Here is a 16,572-nt window from a genome sequence, read left to right on the forward strand (position 1 = left end):
TTGACTTTTTATTCAGGATGGAATCCTATAATTTCATTGTCTATTAATCTGATATCCCCTAAGTGGGCAGCTATGCAAAGTGCAAACTCGGCATCTGCTGCACAATGCTGCACAATGACAAAATCTGGCAACCGGACAAGTTCGAAATATTCCAATTTAAGACTATCGATACCTTCCAACTCTTTAGTTAAAGTTCTTTTAACCTCCTGCCAGGTCTTTTTATGCAATAACCTCTTTTTTGCCAATGAAAGGGTTTCATACAGCTTGGGGGCGATTTTCCTTTCGGCCAACCCCAACCTAAGGTTTCTGGAAGAGAAAGCAAGACCATCCTCCTCTCTTACCGTTGGCACCACCACTATCTTCACACCAAAACTAAGTCCTTCGACTAGAAGGTTGATTACATATGCTTGTTGCAAGTCCTTTTGGCCAAAAAATGCCAAATCTGGTTGAACCAAGTGCAACAACTTGGCTACAACAATTCCAACTCCATTAAAGTGCCCTGGCCTAAACTTGCCTTCCAACATATTGTCAAAATTGGGGAAAGACAAGGATAAGCCTACTTGCTTGGGGTAAATTTCTTTAGTACTTGGAATGAAAACCAAATCCACCATCTCCTTTTTCAATAACTCAAGGTCAAATTCCAGGGTGTTGGGGTAATTCTCAAAGTCTTTAACCTGATTAAACTGTATGGGATTTACAAAAATGCTAACGACCACATAGTCGCTTTGAGATTTGGCAGCACGGATAAGTGCCAAATGCCCTTGGTGCAGTGCGCCCATTGTGGGCACCAAACCTATACTTGGGAAAGTGCCTCTAACGTGGTTAAGGACTGACTTTAGTGCCTCAATTTCCTTTACAATCTTCAATGAAAGCAAGCTTAGTTTTTACAAAATAGCTGCAAAAGTATATCATTCTGAATAAAAACAATGGTTTTTTCTGATTTTTTTCGTAATTTTGTAGTCCCGTTATATCCCTAAATAAAAAATACAAGACATGTCAAAACTTCGAATCCTTTATGTAGCAAGTGAAATCAACCCATTTTTGCAGACTTCGGAAGTGGCTAACTTCGTAAGGGCCTTGCCCCAAGCCATGCAGGAGAGGGGCATGGAAATACGAATTCTCGTCCCCAGGTTTGGGTTGATCAACGAAAGGAAAAACCGACTACATGAAGTGGTGAGGCTCTCCGGCATCAACATATCAGTAGGAGAAGAGGAGAAGCCTCTTATTATCAAAGTGGCCTCTATACCAAATGCAAAGCTGCAGGTATATTTTATTGACAATGAAGACTATTTTCAGCGAAAAAGCGTTTTCTTTGACAAGCAAAACAAGTTCTATGAAGATAATGACGAAAGGGCTATCTTTTTCTGCAAAGGCGTGTTGGAAACTGTGAAAAAGTTGGGCTGGGCTCCAGACGTAGTACACTGTAACGACTGGATGACTAGCCTTATCCCGCTTTATTTGAAAACAACCTATAAAAAAGAACCCCTTTTTAAGGACACAAAATCCGTATTTGCCATTTACAATAACGGATTTAATCATAAATTTGGGGACGATTTGTTTGACAAAATCAAAATGGTGGATATCGACGACCAGTTGCTGGATCCTATCAAAACCAAAGACTACGAAGGGTTTACCAAATTGGGTACTACCTATGCGGATGTGGTCGTAAGGGGAGAAGACACTTCAGGAAGTTTAATTCATTTAATCGAGGAGACATCTAATAAAGATAAAAGGTTTGAAATTAACAGTGAGGAAGAAGGTCAGCTTTTTGAAAGCTATTACAATATTTATACAGAGCTCGCCGGTTAAGCTGGCTGCAGCACTGTCTATCATTTTATCTATAAATTCCTGTTCCGATCCCTCAGAGATCGGTCTAGTTCTAGATCCAAGCACAGAGCAGATAGGGGTGTTTTATTCAGAAATACCCCTATCTGCTTCAATGGTTTTATTGGACTCCTTCAATACCACAAGTAGTCAGGGGAGGATAATCGTGGGGGGAGACAAGAGTGACTTTTTTGGGGTAACTGAAGCCATAGGTTTTAGCAGGCTATCCTTCAACCCCGGAGCCTCCCTGCTCAGGGAAGATGCTATTTTCGACTCCGCGAAATTTTCCATCAATGTTTCCAACCTGGAAGGAGAGAACTTTGATCAACCTAAAAATTTTCAGGTACATCGGCTTACCCAAGCCCTGCTTGACACCACCTATTATAATTTCGACAAGTTGGATTATGATGCTGAAAATCCTATTGCTTCGGGTTCCTTTATCCTAAAGCCCGACACCGTCAATACACTTACCATGGATTTGGATTCCGATCTAGCAGCAGATTTATTTGGAAAATTGACCACCAATGACCCGGTTTTCTCCAACATCTTTACCTTTCGGGAATACTTCAAGGGCATAGCTATTAAAGGCAACCCGGATGAAAACATCAACATTTCCGCCAATATAGGTGGTGGTACTGGAATGACTATTTATTACCACTATGATGAAGACACCGTTAGCAGGACTTACCCTATCAACACCATACAATCCAGGCATTTTACGCATGTCAACAATGACCCGTCCGGCACCCCTCTGGAAAATGTAATGGAAAGGGGACAGTCCTTTGATGTACCTGGTGACTACCTAGGAAGCAAGTCGGGTCTGGGGCTTTTATTGAAGCTGGACACTTCACCAATTCAGGAATTTCTGGATACCTTGGCTAATGTAAGTTTCAACCAAGTACAGCTAGAAATAGGACCTATAGCTGATTACCCCGAACACAGAACCCCACACAACCGATTGCTTATGTATTTCAGTACAGATAACAATCGGATAATGGTTAGGTCAGATGGTGCCTTGGTGGCCGTGCAACAAGAAAACGCCAACCAAACAAACCAGGACAGTCAGGGGAATGTGGTTCCGGCAGTAAGTAATCAAACTTCCCTTATACTTGACACGGAGAGCCGTGTTTTCAGAAACCAGGTCACTTCCTATATAAATGCACTTTATCGTTCTGGGTTAGAAAGAAGGGATTTGCTAGTTTATCCTAGAGATCCCAACTCCCAAGGTGCGGACCATTTTAAGAGATCCCTTAGGGAATACCAAGTAAGGAAAGACCACATCATGCTTAAGGTTTACTATACAAAAGTCAAGCGTTAGACGGATAGCATTTCTCCATTCAACTTCTCGATATTTTTTTGACTTGTGCTTGTTGATTAGGTGAATTTTGAACAGATTTGTATTTATTGCGCACGTGGCGAAATTGGTAGACGCACTGTCTTCAGGTGGCAGCGCCTTCGGGTGTGAAGGTTCGAGTCCTTTCGTGCGCACTTTTCTTTTTCCCAGAAAAGTATTGGCTCCGCTTTTATACACATTTTGAAAATTTGTGTCAAATTACCTATCTTCACTCTCAGCAATTTACTAATTTCCAGTATACCCATGAAATGCCCATGAGAAAAATTCTCATACAGGGGGATGATTAATCTGGGCATTCCATCTGACCGCTGAAAAAAAATTATAAACAGATGAAAACCAAAACTTTACCAGCATTTTTACTGCTTGCAATTCTTCTCTTCCTTATTAATGTACCGACCAAAGGCCAGGAAGACAAACCCCTCAATATTATTATGATTGGTGCCCATCCAGATGATTGCGACATCAAGGGAGGGGGTACGGCAGCCATTTTTGTGGAGATGGGGCATAACGTGAAGTTTGTCTCTGTGACAAATGGGGATGCAGGCCACATGTCTGAGGGAGGAGGAATGCTGGCTAAAAGGAGAAGGGAAGAAACTAAGGAAGTGGCCAGAAGACTGGGTATATCGTACGATGTGCTGGATAATCACGACGGGGAACTATTGGCAACCTTACCTGTGCGTCTGCAGATCATTCGGTTAATCAGAGACTGGGATGCGGATGTGGTAATTTCCCACCGACCAAACGACTACCACCCGGATCACAGATATACCGCAATTTTGGTACAGGATGCAGCCTACATGGTGGGTGTTCCTAATATTGCCCCAGACACCCCACCCCTTTCAAAAAACCCGGTGTTCTTATATTTCCAGGATAACTTCCAAAAGCCAAACCCATTCACGGCAGATATTGCAGTGGATATCACTTCTGTAATAGACAAAAAAATATATGCCATGGATGCCCATGAATCCCAATTTTATGAGTGGCTTCCTTGGATTGGCAGGTATGAAGATGAAGTCCCTGAAAGCAGCGAGGAAAGAAAGGAATGGTTGAAAACCAAACGCTGGGGAAGTATGAGCCCTGAAGCCATTACCGCTCTGGAACGATGGTATGGGCCTGAAAAAGCCGCTCAGGCTGAATATGCGGAAGCTTTCGAAATCTGTGAATATGGTAGCAGACCCAATGAAGAGGAAATCAAACGGCTTTTTCCCATGCTTCAAAAATGATGGACCAATCGACATTTTGTTCTTAATAATAATTAATGGGTAAATCAATTTATGAAATCGAGCCTGTCCTGACGGCAGTCAGGGCATGACGAGCACGTCACACACTGGGATGCCCCGATAGCTATCGGGGAGATGCGAGATTCCATATGGCCTTTAAAAAACAAATTATAATCATATGAAAGAAAAAAACGTACTGGTAACCGGAGGTGCCAGTGGAATAGGTCTAGCCATATCAAAAAGGTTTGCTTCCTCTGGAGCCAATGTGTTTCTGCTTGACTTCAATGAAAAAACAGGTCAGGAAGAAGCCAAAAAAATCCAGCAACAAGGAGGAAATGCCATTTTCAAAAAGGTAGATGTTTCTGACCAGCTTGAGGTAATAAAAGTCATAGAAGAGATTTCCGGCAATTTGGACGTATTGGTGAACAATGCGGGAATTTCCCATGTAGGCAACTTGGAACAGACCTCTGAAGAGGATTTGGATAAGCTAATGGCTGTAAATATAAAGGGCGTTTACAATTGTTCCTTGGCAGCAATTGCCAGAATGAAGGCCCAAGGAGGAGGGGTGATTATCAACATGGCCTCGGTAGCCGCCACCATGGGCATTCAAGATAGATTTGCCTATTCCATGACTAAAGGTGCCGTGCTTACTATGACCCTTTCCATCGCAAGGGACTATGTGGCTGACAATATACGCTGCAATGCGATTTCCCCTGCAAGGGTCCACACCCCATTTGTGGACGGATACCTGGCTAAAAATTACCCCGGTAAAGAAGAGGAGATTTATGGGCAACTGGCAGCTACACAACCCATAGGAAGAATGGGTACCCCGGAGGAAGTGGCCAATATGGCTTATTTTCTCGCTTCAGAGGAAGGAGCCTTCCTCACCGGAGCCAATTACTTGGTAGATGGGGGATTCACAAAATTAAAAATGTAACTAACATACACCAACACATGAATTGGCCATGAGCAAATTTTGCTTTTCCAATAGAAAATGAATATTCAATTAAAGAACCAATAGCCTAGATTAGAAATGGTTCTGCCCTTTCCCTCTGACCATTAAAAAACAAATTATAATCATATGAAATCGAGCATGAGGAGAACCTCACACGGAGGGATGATTATCAAAGCGAGATTCCATGTGGCAAATAAAAATCAATTATAAACACATGAAATCGAGCATGACGAGCACGTCACACACTGGGATGCCCCGATAGCTATCGGGGAGATGCGAGATTCCATATGGCCTTTAAAAAACAAATTATAATCATATGAAATTAATAAGATTTGGAAAAATTGGTGATGAAAAGCCAGGAATAGTATTGGAAGATGGAAGAAGACTGGACTGCAGTGCTTTCGGTTCAGATTGGGATGAAAATTTCCTTGGTGATCCTAATGGTTTAAAGCAGCTAGAAAACTGGCTAAAAGCCAATGAATCGGCCTGTCCGGAAGTTTCCAAGGAGGAACGATTAGGTGTGCCACTCACTAGACCCTCTAAAATTCTATGCGTGGGACTAAATTATTCCCTACATGCCAAAGAAAGTGGGATGGAAGTGCCCAAACAGCCGGTTCTTTTTATGAAGGCCACTTCTGCAATTTCAGGGCCTTTTGACCCCATCGTTATCCCAAAAAATTCCAGTGCCAGTGATTGGGAAGTGGAACTTGCCATTGTGATTGGAAAAAAGGCCAGTTACGTCTCTGAAAACAACGCCTATGACCATATTGCCGGTTATGTACTTCATAACGACGTAAGCGAAAGGGATTGGCAACTGAAACATGGTGGTCAATGGGTAAAAGGGAAAAGTGCCGACACCTTTGCCCCGCTAGGCCCTTATTTGGTAACAAAGGATGAAATTAAAAACCCCAATAAATTGCCTCTTTGGCTCAAACTAAATGGCAAAATTCTTCAAAACAGCAATACCTCTGATTTGGTGTTCAATGTAGAGCAACTTGTAAGCTATATTAGCCAATATATGACATTGCTTCCAGGAGATATCATCAGCACTGGAACCCCATCCGGAGTAGGTATGGGATTAACACCTCCCACCTATTTAAAAGAGGGTGATGTGGTGGAACTCAGTGTGGAAGGTCTTGGAACTTCAAGACAAGAGGTAGTAAGTTATAAAGGATAAGTTGTTCCCAATTTATTTTACAGCAGCCAACCCAAAGAACAGGGGTTGGCTGTTTTTACAATAAATTTTTCGCCTTAATGGAAAGATAGCGGTTGATGGTATTAACCGTCAATTGTTCTGGTGGTGTCAAAAGGCAGCTAATACCTCTTCTTTCCATCTCTAGAATCATCTGCCTTTTCTCAAGGGTAAGTTTCTGCGCAATCGTTTTCTTGTAGACTCCAAACACAGAATCCGTTTTTGATTGGGCCAATACTGAAAGAGTGGTGTTTTCAAAAATCACTACTACCAACAAATGCTTCCTGTTTAGTCCCTGTAAATAAGGCAATTGTCTTTTAAGTGCTCCAATATGCTCAAAATTGGTGTAAAGGACCAACAGACTTCTGGTAGGAATCTTGAAATTTATGGTGGCATAAAGCAGTCCAAAATCCGAGTCCAAAAAGTGGGTCTCCAACCGGTATAATGAATCAGAAAAATTTCTCAAATGCCCTTTTCGGTTACTAGCAGGGAGTGCTTGGTGGATTTGGTTTGAAAAACAAATTAATCCTACCTTATCCTGCTTTCTCAATCCAACATTAGCAAAGGCCAACGCGCTATTTACCCCATAATCCAGCAAGCTTAACCCATTGAAAGGCATTTTCATTGCCCTGCCGGTATCCAAGAGTACATAGAGGGGTTGGGATTTTTGTTCCTGAAATACATTCACCATGAGGTCAGCCTTCTTTGCTGAAGCTTTCCAATTCATGTTTCTTATATCGTCCCCGGGAACGTATTCTTTGATATGCTCAAATTCTAATGTGTGCCCCAGCCTCCTGGTTTTCTTTATCCCCTCTGTGCTAGCTTTTGGATTAAGTGCCATGAAAGCGTATCTACCCATGTGAATAAAGGATGGATAGACTTTGCAAGTCGACTTATCCCCAAAGCTAAATCTTCTTTTAAGGAGTCCTAAGGACGTTTGGATGAAAACATGAAGCTCCCCGAAACTGTACTCCCCACGAGCTTTGGGTCTTAAGGTATAGGTCATCTTTTGAGTGGAGCCGGGGGATAGTTTAGTACATAAAAGAAAATCCCTTGACTGAAACTGAACCGGCAATTCATCGATTACCTCCACAATCAGCATTACCCTGAAATCACTTTTTAATACTAATTCGATTTGGTTTTCGTCACCATTGGATAGCTTTTCTGGAAGGAGCCTTTCCCCTGATAGCCCTTGCCGCTTTCCATACAGTCTCAGGGCATCCCACATGGTTGCCATAACCAGTATGACAGAAAGGACCAAAGCAATATCGAAGAGCCATTCCCACCAATACCCGAATAGAAACAGCACTGTCAAAATAGACAGATAAATCAACAAATATCTTCCGATAAATAGGCTCTTAAACCATCCTATTAACCTCATCTCGGAACTGGAACTGATTCTAAAATGGCTTCAATGACAGATTCGGTAGTCATTCCCTCCATTTCCCTTTCCGGAGTAAGGATTATCCTATGCCTCAGTACAGGTTTTGCCGCCCTCTTAATGTCCTCGGGAATGATAAAATCACGGCTGTCTATAGCCGCAAATCCCTGAGCTGCCCGCATAATCGCAAGAGAAGCTCTAGGTGAGGCCCCCAAAAATAAATGAGGATGATTTCTTGTCTTGGTGATCAGGGAAGCTATATAATGCATTAAATCTTTCTCCACAAGAACTCGTGCAGATAAATCCTGAAATTCCCTAATTTCCTCTGGGCTAATCACCCCATTTATCTTTCCTAACACATCCCGGTGCCCCCGGCCATGATGCCCCTCCAGAATAAGTACCTCTTCATCCAATGTAGGGTAACCTACATCAATCTTGAATAAAAACCTGTCGAGTTGAGCCTCTGGAAGGGCATAAGTTCCTTCTTGCTCAATGGGGTTCTGGGTTGCCAATACCATAAAAGGGTTTTCCATCTCGTACTTTTGGCCTTCGAGGGTCACTTGCCTTTCCTCCATAACCTCAAACAAGGCCGATTGAGTTTTTGCTGGTGATCGGTTAATCTCATCTATTAATATGACATTCGAAAATACAGGGCCTTTTCGAAACTCAAAGCTGGAGGACTTCCTATCAAAAACTGAGGTACCAAGGACATCACTTGGCATAAGGTCAGGTGTAAACTGAATCCTACTGAACTGGGTTTGTAAAGTCTTAGCAAAAATCTTTGCCGTAATGGTTTTGGCCACCCCTGGTACTCCTTCAATTAAAATATGGCCTTTTGCCAAAAGACCGACCATTAGCAGCTCCATCATCTCATCTTGCCCCACAATAATTTTCTTTAACTCCTGCAGGACCAGGTTCATGGCACGGTTAAGCTCCTTTAGGGGAAGCCTGCTTTCAAATTGACCATCTCCGCTATTCTGGTTTGGTTCTGGATTAGCTTGTGATTCTTCATTCATCTGTATACGCAGTTACAATTTCGTTTACTTTGAGTAGTTCTTTATTGGATTTACGATCCAACTGCCCGATACGAGCAAGTAGATTCATATCTTCCTCCACCGACTGTTGGGAACGGCCTGTTTTTTCCGCAAGCATTTTCCAAGAATTGGAATTCTTTAAATTTAAGTCTATTCGGTACATTCTCATGACATAATCCATCAAGAATTGGATTTGATAGTTTACCATTGAGGAATGAGCGCTTTTCTTTAAGTACAGCTTTGCCAAGGTCTCGGAAAAATAAAGGGTTTGGTTCTCTGCTTCCCTTTGCACAGGAATGGCTCGTTGCTTCCTTTTACCTTCGAATATCACCCAGCACAATCCTAAAATGAGTATGCAATAGTAGGCCATTTTCAATGATTTATTTTCAATGAGCACATACAATGGGGATTGGGGATCCACTCTGCCAACCTTATAAAAATGGTCTTGATATAGGGGTTGATTATCCGGCAGGTATGACAATACTGCTTCCAAATAGGAGAGGTTTTGCTCCTCCAACAAAAAGTAATTACTGAAAACCGATTGTTCGGAATGAATCAGAAAACGTCCTTGGCCAAAGGCTATCTCCACGAAATTAGGCATAGCAAAACCTTCCTCCTCATCAGATTGGTAGCCTACTTTCACCTCACCTAAAACAGTATAATTCAAGGAATCATCCCATTCTAGGTCAATGTAGGTGGGAGTAAATACCTGATTCAAATTATAAATAGCCTCAACAGGGGAATTGACTGCGGAAAAAGTCAAATTTGTATGACCCTCAAATTCCTCGTCCAACCTCTTTAAGCGAAGTGAAAGAGTGTCCCGAAGGTTTTTGGGGATGGAATTTGTAGCTACCATAACGGTATTTCCATTACTCACCCAGTCCATAATTGCTTCGGAAGACCTGGTATTCCAATCCATGGTTGAGTTATAAAACAAATAGGTTCCTTCTTCGGCGTATAACTCCAGAAACTCATAAGGGGGCATTCGGACATCCTGGAATAAAACATCTCCTCTTGAATCTTTCATTAGCTCATAAACGATCATACTCCCTAAGGGCGATTTATCGGACCTGTAGTAGCTAGGGCTCCAATCCAGGGGAGGCTTTTGGTAAAGGCTTAAGAAGGTAATGAAAATGAGAACCATTACTAGCAATACCAGCCCTATCCAGTAGTTAATCCTCATAATAGTGTCTTGAATCGTTCAAAAACCTGGTTTGCTTCAAGAAATAGTAGCTCGTCCATTTCCCTCTTTCCATACCAGACCAATTGGTACCACCGTGTAATCTCCCAAAAGCTCCCCCTAATTTCGGGGTTTTCAATTTCTTGAAGGTAATCAGAATTTGTCTTTTGGTCTTGCCATTGGATTAATCCTTGCTTGGACAAAAGTTGCAAGGCATGGAGGTATCTAAACCGCAATGCCAAAGCATAATTCTTGTTTTTTAAGGCATCCTGAATTAATTCAGCAAATTGCGCGTTGGCAACCAAATCTCCCTCTGAAGCAAGGTTTGGTGAAACGGATAGCCCATGATCCCTAGACTGGACATGCTCAAGTTTAGTCATTACCCAAAAGATTACCACCAATAAAAGCAAAATGGATAAGTAGGGGATTATTTTCATTAATATTGCCCCTATACCCGTAGCCTTCCCTCCATTAAATATCCATGACCAGAGCCTTTTCCATTTATCCGTCAACCACTGGTTTAACCTCTCCCCCCAAGACTTCGAAGCCTGAATATCTACGTAGGAAAATTCAGCCTGGGTTCTGATAGACTCGTAAAGGTCCCTATTAAACTTATTGGTTTCGGTCGTGGAGGTATCCGGGTAATGCTTGGTTTTGTTCAAATAACCCGATTCTGGAAAGGCAGATAGTTGTAAAAAAAGAAAAATGACACAGGTAAATAAACTTTTGAGCATGATCTATTCATTCGCTTTTTCCAACTTTTCGATTTCATCAAAAAGCCCAGTGCTGCTCTTTTGTTCGTCTAAGTCAAAATAGACCAACCCTGCAAATACCATATGGACGATATAGAGCAGGTAGGTAATGGCATTGGTTAGTACAGAGATAACTACCCAAATCACATCCTTCCCAGCAACCATTAATCCTCCGCCTTCCTCCGAAAAGACCAAGTTTTTCAACATCAAATAGGCATACATCGGGATCTGAAAGGTGAAGGAAATAATCCCCAATATTATAAAGATCACTAGGATGGTCCCAAAGGTTACCCACCATTGTCCTTTTATCAGGTCAAAACCCCTTGAGATACCGGCACTCAAATTTCTGTTCTCCATGATCATGGCAACCGCACCCACATACAGGGGCACAGAAAAATAAATCCCTGGAAAAACAAATAACATGAAACCCAAAACTAAAATGATGAAAGCCAGGAAAGAAAACCCTAACAATTTAGCTGCATTTTTAAAAGTCTGCCTGACCACTTGCTTTTCATCTACTTCATGTACATCCCTACCGTACACTTTCATAAATTCCCAAATAGCCGATGCAGTAAGTAAATTGTATGCCAGTCCCGCCACCAACATCAACACTATACTCAAGCCGGCAAGTATATTCCCATCCTCCAAGATAAGTATGACCCCACTTCCACCAGATCCATAGGTGGAAGTGATGCCTACTGCCACCAAAAGTAACAGAAATGGGAGGAGAGCGGTTTTATACAAAATGCGGAAAATGGGTTTTATGTTTTCTTTTAGAAAGGTAAAACCATCAGAAAGAATCGCTCCCAGCTCTCTTTCTGACCTAAGGGAAATTCGATTTGTATCCATTTAAAGTTTTCTTTTTAAGTAAATAGGATAAAAAACATAATAAGTTACTACCGAAATTAATGACAAGCAAATTATGCCATACTCCAACCCTTTCGGCATAGCAGTAAGTCTAGTCACGAATCCTTCTAGAAACCCTGCCAATATAAAGAATGGAACCGTGCTTAACATTATTTTGCTCCCTCTAATTACGCCCCTCCTAAATGAATAAAGCCTGGAATAAGTACCCGGAAACAATATGGAATTACCCACTACCAGTCCTGCACTGCCAGCAACGATGATCACCGCAATTTCTATGGTTCCATGGATCCAAATCGTCCTTACGGATTCCCAAAACAACCCTTGATCAAAGAAAAAATATTGGAAGGAGCCAAGCATTACGGCGTTTTTTAACAATATGTAGAGTGTACCAATACCCAGTGTAATCCCAAGGCCAAATGCCAGCAACGCAACCCGGATGTTATTAACCGTCACACCCAAAAACATTTCTGTAGCACCTTCACTTTTATACACCCCCATGGGGTCTCCTTCTGCGATATTTTGTAATGTCATGTCCACATACTGATCTCCCATTATACTTCTTACAAAAGCCTTGTCCGTACCGGCACTATATGCTCCCACAATGGAAAAAAGTAAAAAAAAACAGAAGGCAAACAACAAAACCTTGTGGCTTTTTGCGACTAAGCTGGGAAAGTCGGTCAGAAAAAAATAACTTAAGGACTTGCTATCCGGTTTTTTAGCTGCATGGATCAGGCGATGTGAGGAGACCGCCAACTGATTGAGATAATTCGTGGTATTACTCTGAGGGAAAAAAGTCCTAGCAAAACTTAATTGATCGGTAATTTCGAGATAAAGCTCCGCAAGGCTATCTGGAGGAATGCTGCGATTATTTTTTAGAACATTTTCAAATTCTGCCCATTTCTCTTTATTTGCCTTTACAAAAGCTGCTTCTCGCATGTGTAACAAAAAACGTTTATGACAAATAAATCAATAAATGGATAATTTTCAAATAGAAACAGCGCAAAATATCCAAATAGATCAGCCCACTGCAACGCTGACCGAAAGGATTTTTGCCTATTTAATCGACCTGCTCATCCAGGTTGGATACTGGGTAGCTGCGCTGTTCCTACTTGGGCTCACTGGTATGGAAGAAGGGGTGAGCCCAACCATCATTTATATGCTTTTAGCGGTTCCTTCCTTTACCTATTACCTGCTATTCGAGTGGTTGATGTCCGGTCAGACACCGGGAAAGGCAGCAATGGAAATTAGAGTGGTAATGCTGGATGGTACCAGGCCAGGGTTCATTAGTTGTTTCATAAGGTGGGTAATAAGGCCTATCGATATCACCCTCACCTCCGGAGGTGTTGCAATTCTTTTAATTCTATTAAATAGCAGGAGACAAAGGCTGGGAGATCTCGCAGCAGGAACTACGGTCAACAGTGAGAAAAAGCATTATTCCCTCCAAGAGTCCCTTTACACAGAGGTGCCGGAGGACCACGAACCCATATACCCACAGGTAACTGCACTCACCGACAAACAAATGCAGGATATTCAATTTCTGCTCTTGAAATCCTTGCGGGCCAAAAATTACGGTGCCATCAGAAGGTTATCTCAAAAAGTCGAAAAACTCTTGGAAGTCACTCCTACTACCAAACCCTTGGAGTTCCTTCAACAGGTTGTCAAAGACTACATTTATCTCACGCAGCGTTAGGTTTCGAGATTTTTTCGAATTTGCTCTATTTGTTCGGGTTTATACTCTGGTGTCCCCCCAGGTAGGGACGCCACTAATGCCCCCAAAGCACAAGCATAATCCAATATAATTTCCGGGCTTTCTTTTTCCAGGTATTTAATTACAAAACCAGCCAAAAATGCATCACCGGCACCTACAGAATCCTTGACAGTTACGGGATAGCCTGGATGGGTAACAAGTTCTTCAAGGGTATAAAGCATGGCTCCTTTCGCCCCAAGGGTCACACAAATCGTATCTATATCAAAGGATTCAGATAGTTTTTCCAAGGCCGCTGGTACCTTACTGGGCAAATTCAGATAGTCAGCTAGAATAGTGAGTTCTTCTTCGTTGATTTTAAGGATGTCTGCCTTTTCCAACAGCTGCTCCAACAACTCAGGGGTATAATGGGGAGGTCTAAGGTTAATATCCAAGACTTTGAGCACATCCTTTTGTAACAGCCTAAACAGGGTCTCCTTACTTGTTTGGTTCCTTACAGCTAAGGAACCAAATATAAAACAATCAGCAAGTTGAACCTCCCTAATCATCTTTTCTTCAAAAGCAATGTAATCCCAGGCTGAAGGTTTGACAATATCATATTTAATGTTCTCCTTATCCGAATCATCCACTAATACTGTCCCAGTTGGGTATTCCTTATTGCGTTGTATATAATCCGTCTTTACCCCATATTTCTCCACAAAAGCTAACAGCTTTTTCCCCATCTTATCCTCCCCAATTGCCGAAAACATGGCAACATGATGTCCTAAATGCTGAAGGTGAAGGGCAACATTCATTGGGGCACCACCGGGAATTTTATCTTTTGGGAATACATCCCAAAGCATTTCACCGTAACAAATAATGTTTTTAGGCATGGCGAAGATTTAGTTCACGTTGGATTTCTTCCAGGGACTTCCCTTTGGTTTCAGGCATCTTGGTAGCCACCCATACGAGTTGTAAAACCATCATTAACGCAAAGAACCCAAAAATTATCACCGGGCCAAACTGGTTGGCGAAAAAGGGAAAGACATTGGTGATCAAAGCCGCAAGTATCCAGTGCGTAAAACAGCCTATGGATTGACCATAAGCTCTCAATTCATTTGGAAAAACCTCCGAAATAAATACCCATATCACCGCTCCTTGCCCCACTGCATGGGATGCAATAAATAGGAACACGAATATGGGTAGAAAACTTACAGGAATTTGGCCTCCAGAAAAAGAATAGGCGATCAATACTAAAGAAATAATATATCCAAAGGAACCTATATACATCAACTTTTTTCGACCAATCCTGTCAATCAAATAAAGCCCTAGCATGGTAGCGACTATATTGGTAACCCCAATACCTACGGTAGAGAGCAGTGCTCCTTCGGCACTAATTCCAGCCATCTCAAACACCCTAGGTGCAAAATAAATAATAGCATTTATCCCAGAGAGTTGGTTGAAGAATGCTATTAATACTGCCAGTAAAGTAATGTGGAGATACTTGGACTGGAAAAGAGTCAAAAATCCAACTTTGGATTTTACAAGCTTTTTCTCTTCCATTGCCAAGGCTATTGCCTCGTCAACCCCCTCAGGGTCAGTTTTAGTCAGGATGGTTCTCGCCAAGGTGAAGTCATTTCTTTTTGCAATTAGCCATCTTGGGCTCTGGGGTACTTTTAATACCAATAGGGTGTAAATCAATGCCGGGATAGCCTCCACTCCAAGCATCCAACGCCAACTCTCCACTGCAATGGTCAAATCAATCAGATAATTGCTGAAATACGCAACGAGTATTCCAAATACCAGATTAAACTGAAACAAGGCAACTAGTTTACCCCGGTTTCCGGCCGGGGAAATCTCGCTGATGTACATTGGAGCGACCACTGATGAGGCTCCTACACCAAGTCCCCCTATAAATCGAAATATCATGAAGGAGTAAACCTCAGGAGCTAGAGCAGAACCCAATGCCGAGAAAAAGTATAAAGCACCAATCCATATTAATGCTACTTTTCTACCGTACTTATCCGCAGGTATACCTCCAAACAAGGCCCCTATGACTGTCCCGTACAAGGCGATAGCCACCGCTATTCCATGACTCCAATCAGAAAGGCTCCAAACTTGTTGAATGTGCCGCTCGGCACCAGAAATAACGGCTGTGTCAAAGCCAAAAAGAAAACCACCCAAGGCAGCAACTACGGAAAGAAATAACACGTAATTAGTTATCTTCATATGGGATTTTGGGTAATAAGGGGATCAGATATTGGAGTTAGGTACAAACCAGAATTCCAACTTGTAATATAAAACTAAAGAAGAAAAAACCCTCCCTATTCCCCAATATTTATTCTATAAAAGACCTGTAACTGCATGAGCATATCGGCTGGTAAACTTTTTCTCCTGACATTGTTACCTTCCAATTCCCCAAACGGACTTAATAAAAGTGTTCCTTCCAACCCGATTTCACTTTTTTCATTTTTAAGGGATTTAAACACACCAATTCTGATTGGAACATATAAATTCGTGTTGGAATCCCTGTAGGTGTTTGTAGTAAACCGATCTTCATCCTGGAAAACACGGATTCTGTCCGTCCTTGCAGAATGGAAAACACCTAGTCCAAGACCTCCATAGACCTTAAACATGGAAGGCAAATAACCACTTTGATCCGGGTTGAAATAATATATGGGCATCAAATCAGCAAAAATCACATTTCCATCAAAGCCATAAGGGACACCTGCCAAGGAAATATTGTTTTTAGCAGGCTCAGGATAAAAATCACCACTGCTGATCATTTGCCAGCCTATAGTAAGTTTGGCATCAAAGTGAGTGTCAATTTTTTTATTATAATCCAGGCTTATTGAGGGCAAAACACGGAATTTAAAAGCCCTATGCCTGCCAGTATTATCCCCATAAATCTTAGAAGGGCCCACACCAAAACCGAGCCTATCCACCCTATCATCTTGTCCATAGGCAGTTTGAAAAAATGCCAATAGCATAACAAACACGATCAAATATCTTTTCATTCTCTTAATTTAAATCCACCCTTCTATACAAGAAATGATGCGCTGATGCAAAGGAATAGGGTCATAAAGCTTGTCCTACTCTTTTATCTGCAAAGATAGCAAATATTAAAAG

General features: G+C 41.9%; 16 protein-coding genes and 1 tRNA gene. 7 read left to right on the forward strand and 10 right to left on the reverse strand.

The window, feature by feature from the left end:
* Positions 1-8: 8 nt before the first annotated feature.
* On the reverse strand, positions 9-866 hold the full coding sequence (gene panC / locus DB520_RS01255; RefSeq protein ID WP_114747852.1) for a pantoate--beta-alanine ligase: 858 nt from the start codon (positions 864-866) through the stop codon (positions 9-11).
* A gap of 127 nt (positions 867-993) precedes the next feature.
* On the opposite strand from panC, the gene DB520_RS01260 reads away from it, so the two are divergent.
* From DB520_RS01260 to DB520_RS01285, 6 genes are all read left to right on the forward strand, one after another.
* Positions 994-1,809, forward strand: coding sequence for a glycogen/starch synthase (locus tag DB520_RS01260; protein WP_114747853.1), 816 nt, complete (start codon positions 994-996; stop codon positions 1,807-1,809).
* A 130-nt stretch (positions 1,810-1,939) separates the two neighbouring features.
* Positions 1,940-3,142, forward strand: coding sequence for a DUF4270 domain-containing protein (locus DB520_RS01265; protein WP_232834789.1), 1,203 nt, complete (start codon positions 1,940-1,942; stop codon positions 3,140-3,142).
* Positions 3,143-3,230: 88 nt separating this feature from the next.
* Positions 3,231-3,312: transfer RNA gene (locus DB520_RS01270), tRNA-Leu, on the forward strand.
* A 195-nt stretch (positions 3,313-3,507) separates the two neighbouring features.
* Complete coding sequence (locus DB520_RS01275; RefSeq protein ID WP_114747854.1) at positions 3,508-4,401, forward strand: PIG-L deacetylase family protein; 894 nt, start codon at positions 3,508-3,510, stop codon at positions 4,399-4,401.
* Positions 4,402-4,576: 175 nt separating this feature from the next.
* On the forward strand, positions 4,577-5,335 hold the full coding sequence (locus DB520_RS01280) for an SDR family NAD(P)-dependent oxidoreductase (protein ID WP_114747855.1): 759 nt from the start codon (positions 4,577-4,579) through the stop codon (positions 5,333-5,335).
* Between the two features lie 334 nt (positions 5,336-5,669).
* Entirely contained in the window at positions 5,670-6,530 is an 861-nt protein-coding gene (locus tag DB520_RS01285) for a fumarylacetoacetate hydrolase family protein (protein WP_114747856.1), read from the forward strand.
* Positions 6,531-6,585: 55 nt separating this feature from the next.
* On the opposite strand, the gene DB520_RS01290 is transcribed toward DB520_RS01285, so the two are convergent.
* Genes DB520_RS01290 through DB520_RS01315 form a run of 6 tightly spaced genes read right to left on the reverse strand, consistent with a single transcriptional unit; the run spans position 6,586 to position 12,695 of the window.
* A complete protein-coding gene (locus tag DB520_RS01290) occupies positions 6,586-7,926 on the reverse strand; it encodes a DUF58 domain-containing protein (protein ID WP_114747857.1) in 1,341 nt (446 codons plus the stop codon).
* Complete coding sequence (locus DB520_RS01295; protein ID WP_114747858.1) at positions 7,923-8,942, reverse strand: AAA family ATPase; 1,020 nt, start codon at positions 8,940-8,942, stop codon at positions 7,923-7,925. Before DB520_RS01295 ends, DB520_RS01290 begins: the two co-directional genes overlap by 4 nt.
* Complete coding sequence (locus DB520_RS01300) at positions 8,935-10,143, reverse strand: DUF4350 domain-containing protein (RefSeq protein WP_114747859.1); 1,209 nt, start codon at positions 10,141-10,143, stop codon at positions 8,935-8,937. Before DB520_RS01300 ends, DB520_RS01295 begins: the two co-directional genes overlap by 8 nt.
* Complete coding sequence (locus tag DB520_RS01305; RefSeq protein WP_114747860.1) at positions 10,140-10,874, reverse strand: DUF4129 domain-containing protein; 735 nt, start codon at positions 10,872-10,874, stop codon at positions 10,140-10,142. The genes DB520_RS01300 and DB520_RS01305 overlap by 4 nt, the downstream gene beginning before the upstream one ends.
* A gap of 3 nt (positions 10,875-10,877) precedes the next feature.
* Positions 10,878-11,741: a hypothetical protein gene (locus DB520_RS01310; protein ID WP_114747861.1), complete on the reverse strand. Its 864-nt coding sequence runs from the start codon at positions 11,739-11,741 to the stop codon at positions 10,878-10,880.
* Complete coding sequence (locus tag DB520_RS01315; protein ID WP_114747862.1) at positions 11,742-12,695, reverse strand: stage II sporulation protein M; 954 nt, start codon at positions 12,693-12,695, stop codon at positions 11,742-11,744. It abuts the gene before it with no gap.
* Between the two features lie 37 nt (positions 12,696-12,732).
* Here DB520_RS01315 and DB520_RS01320 point away from each other — a divergent pair, with 37 nt between their 5' ends.
* Positions 12,733-13,449: an RDD family protein gene (locus DB520_RS01320; protein WP_114747863.1), complete on the forward strand. Its 717-nt coding sequence runs from the start codon at positions 12,733-12,735 to the stop codon at positions 13,447-13,449.
* Here the strand turns inward: DB520_RS01320 and DB520_RS01325 are convergent.
* The 3 genes from DB520_RS01325 to DB520_RS01335 form a co-directional block, all read right to left on the reverse strand.
* A complete protein-coding gene (locus tag DB520_RS01325) occupies positions 13,446-14,336 on the reverse strand; it encodes a carbohydrate kinase family protein (RefSeq protein ID WP_114747864.1) in 891 nt (296 codons plus the stop codon). The two genes, DB520_RS01320 and DB520_RS01325, sit on opposite strands and share 4 nt — an antisense overlap.
* Positions 14,329-15,672 (reverse strand): sugar porter family MFS transporter, encoded by a 1,344-nt coding sequence (locus tag DB520_RS01330; protein ID WP_114747865.1) that lies wholly within the window; start codon positions 15,670-15,672, stop codon positions 14,329-14,331. Before DB520_RS01330 ends, DB520_RS01325 begins: the two co-directional genes overlap by 8 nt.
* Before the next feature lie 95 nt (positions 15,673-15,767).
* A complete protein-coding gene (locus DB520_RS01335; protein WP_114747866.1) occupies positions 15,768-16,460 on the reverse strand; it encodes a hypothetical protein in 693 nt (230 codons plus the stop codon).
* Positions 16,461-16,572 lie beyond the last annotated feature (112 nt).

The organism is Pleomorphovibrio marinus (genome assembly GCF_003347495.1).
Classification (GTDB): domain Bacteria; phylum Bacteroidota; class Bacteroidia; order Cytophagales; family Cyclobacteriaceae; genus Pleomorphovibrio; species Pleomorphovibrio marinus.

Excerpts from the sequence above, each read along its gene's own strand:
- DB520_RS01305 (WP_114747860.1), bottom strand. The coding sequence starts at position 10,874 with ATGCTCAAAAGTTTATTTACCTGTGTCATTTTTCTTTTTTTACAACTA.
- DB520_RS01320 (WP_114747863.1), top strand. The coding sequence starts at position 12,733 with ATGGATAATTTTCAAATAGAAACAGCGCAAAATATCCAAATAGATCAG.
- DB520_RS01265 (WP_232834789.1), top strand. The coding sequence starts at position 1,940 with ATGGTTTTATTGGACTCCTTCAATACCACAAGTAGTCAGGGGAGGATA.
- DB520_RS01290 (WP_114747857.1), bottom strand. The coding sequence starts at position 7,926 with ATGAGGTTAATAGGATGGTTTAAGAGCCTATTTATCGGAAGATATTTG.
- DB520_RS01315 (WP_114747862.1), bottom strand. The coding sequence starts at position 12,695 with ATGCGAGAAGCAGCTTTTGTAAAGGCAAATAAAGAGAAATGGGCAGAA.
- DB520_RS01275 (WP_114747854.1), top strand. The coding sequence starts at position 3,508 with ATGAAAACCAAAACTTTACCAGCATTTTTACTGCTTGCAATTCTTCTC.
- DB520_RS01295 (WP_114747858.1), bottom strand. The coding sequence starts at position 8,942 with ATGAATGAAGAATCACAAGCTAATCCAGAACCAAACCAGAATAGCGGA.
- DB520_RS01280 (WP_114747855.1), top strand. The coding sequence starts at position 4,577 with ATGAAAGAAAAAAACGTACTGGTAACCGGAGGTGCCAGTGGAATAGGT.
- DB520_RS01260 (WP_114747853.1), top strand. The coding sequence starts at position 994 with ATGTCAAAACTTCGAATCCTTTATGTAGCAAGTGAAATCAACCCATTT.
- DB520_RS01310 (WP_114747861.1), bottom strand. The coding sequence starts at position 11,741 with ATGGATACAAATCGAATTTCCCTTAGGTCAGAAAGAGAGCTGGGAGCG.
- DB520_RS01285 (WP_114747856.1), top strand. The coding sequence starts at position 5,670 with ATGAAATTAATAAGATTTGGAAAAATTGGTGATGAAAAGCCAGGAATA.
- DB520_RS01335 (WP_114747866.1), bottom strand. The coding sequence starts at position 16,460 with ATGAAAAGATATTTGATCGTGTTTGTTATGCTATTGGCATTTTTTCAA.
- DB520_RS01325 (WP_114747864.1), bottom strand. The coding sequence starts at position 14,336 with ATGCCTAAAAACATTATTTGTTACGGTGAAATGCTTTGGGATGTATTC.
- DB520_RS01300 (WP_114747859.1), bottom strand. The coding sequence starts at position 10,143 with ATGAGGATTAACTACTGGATAGGGCTGGTATTGCTAGTAATGGTTCTC.
- DB520_RS01330 (WP_114747865.1), bottom strand. The coding sequence starts at position 15,672 with ATGAAGATAACTAATTACGTGTTATTTCTTTCCGTAGTTGCTGCCTTG.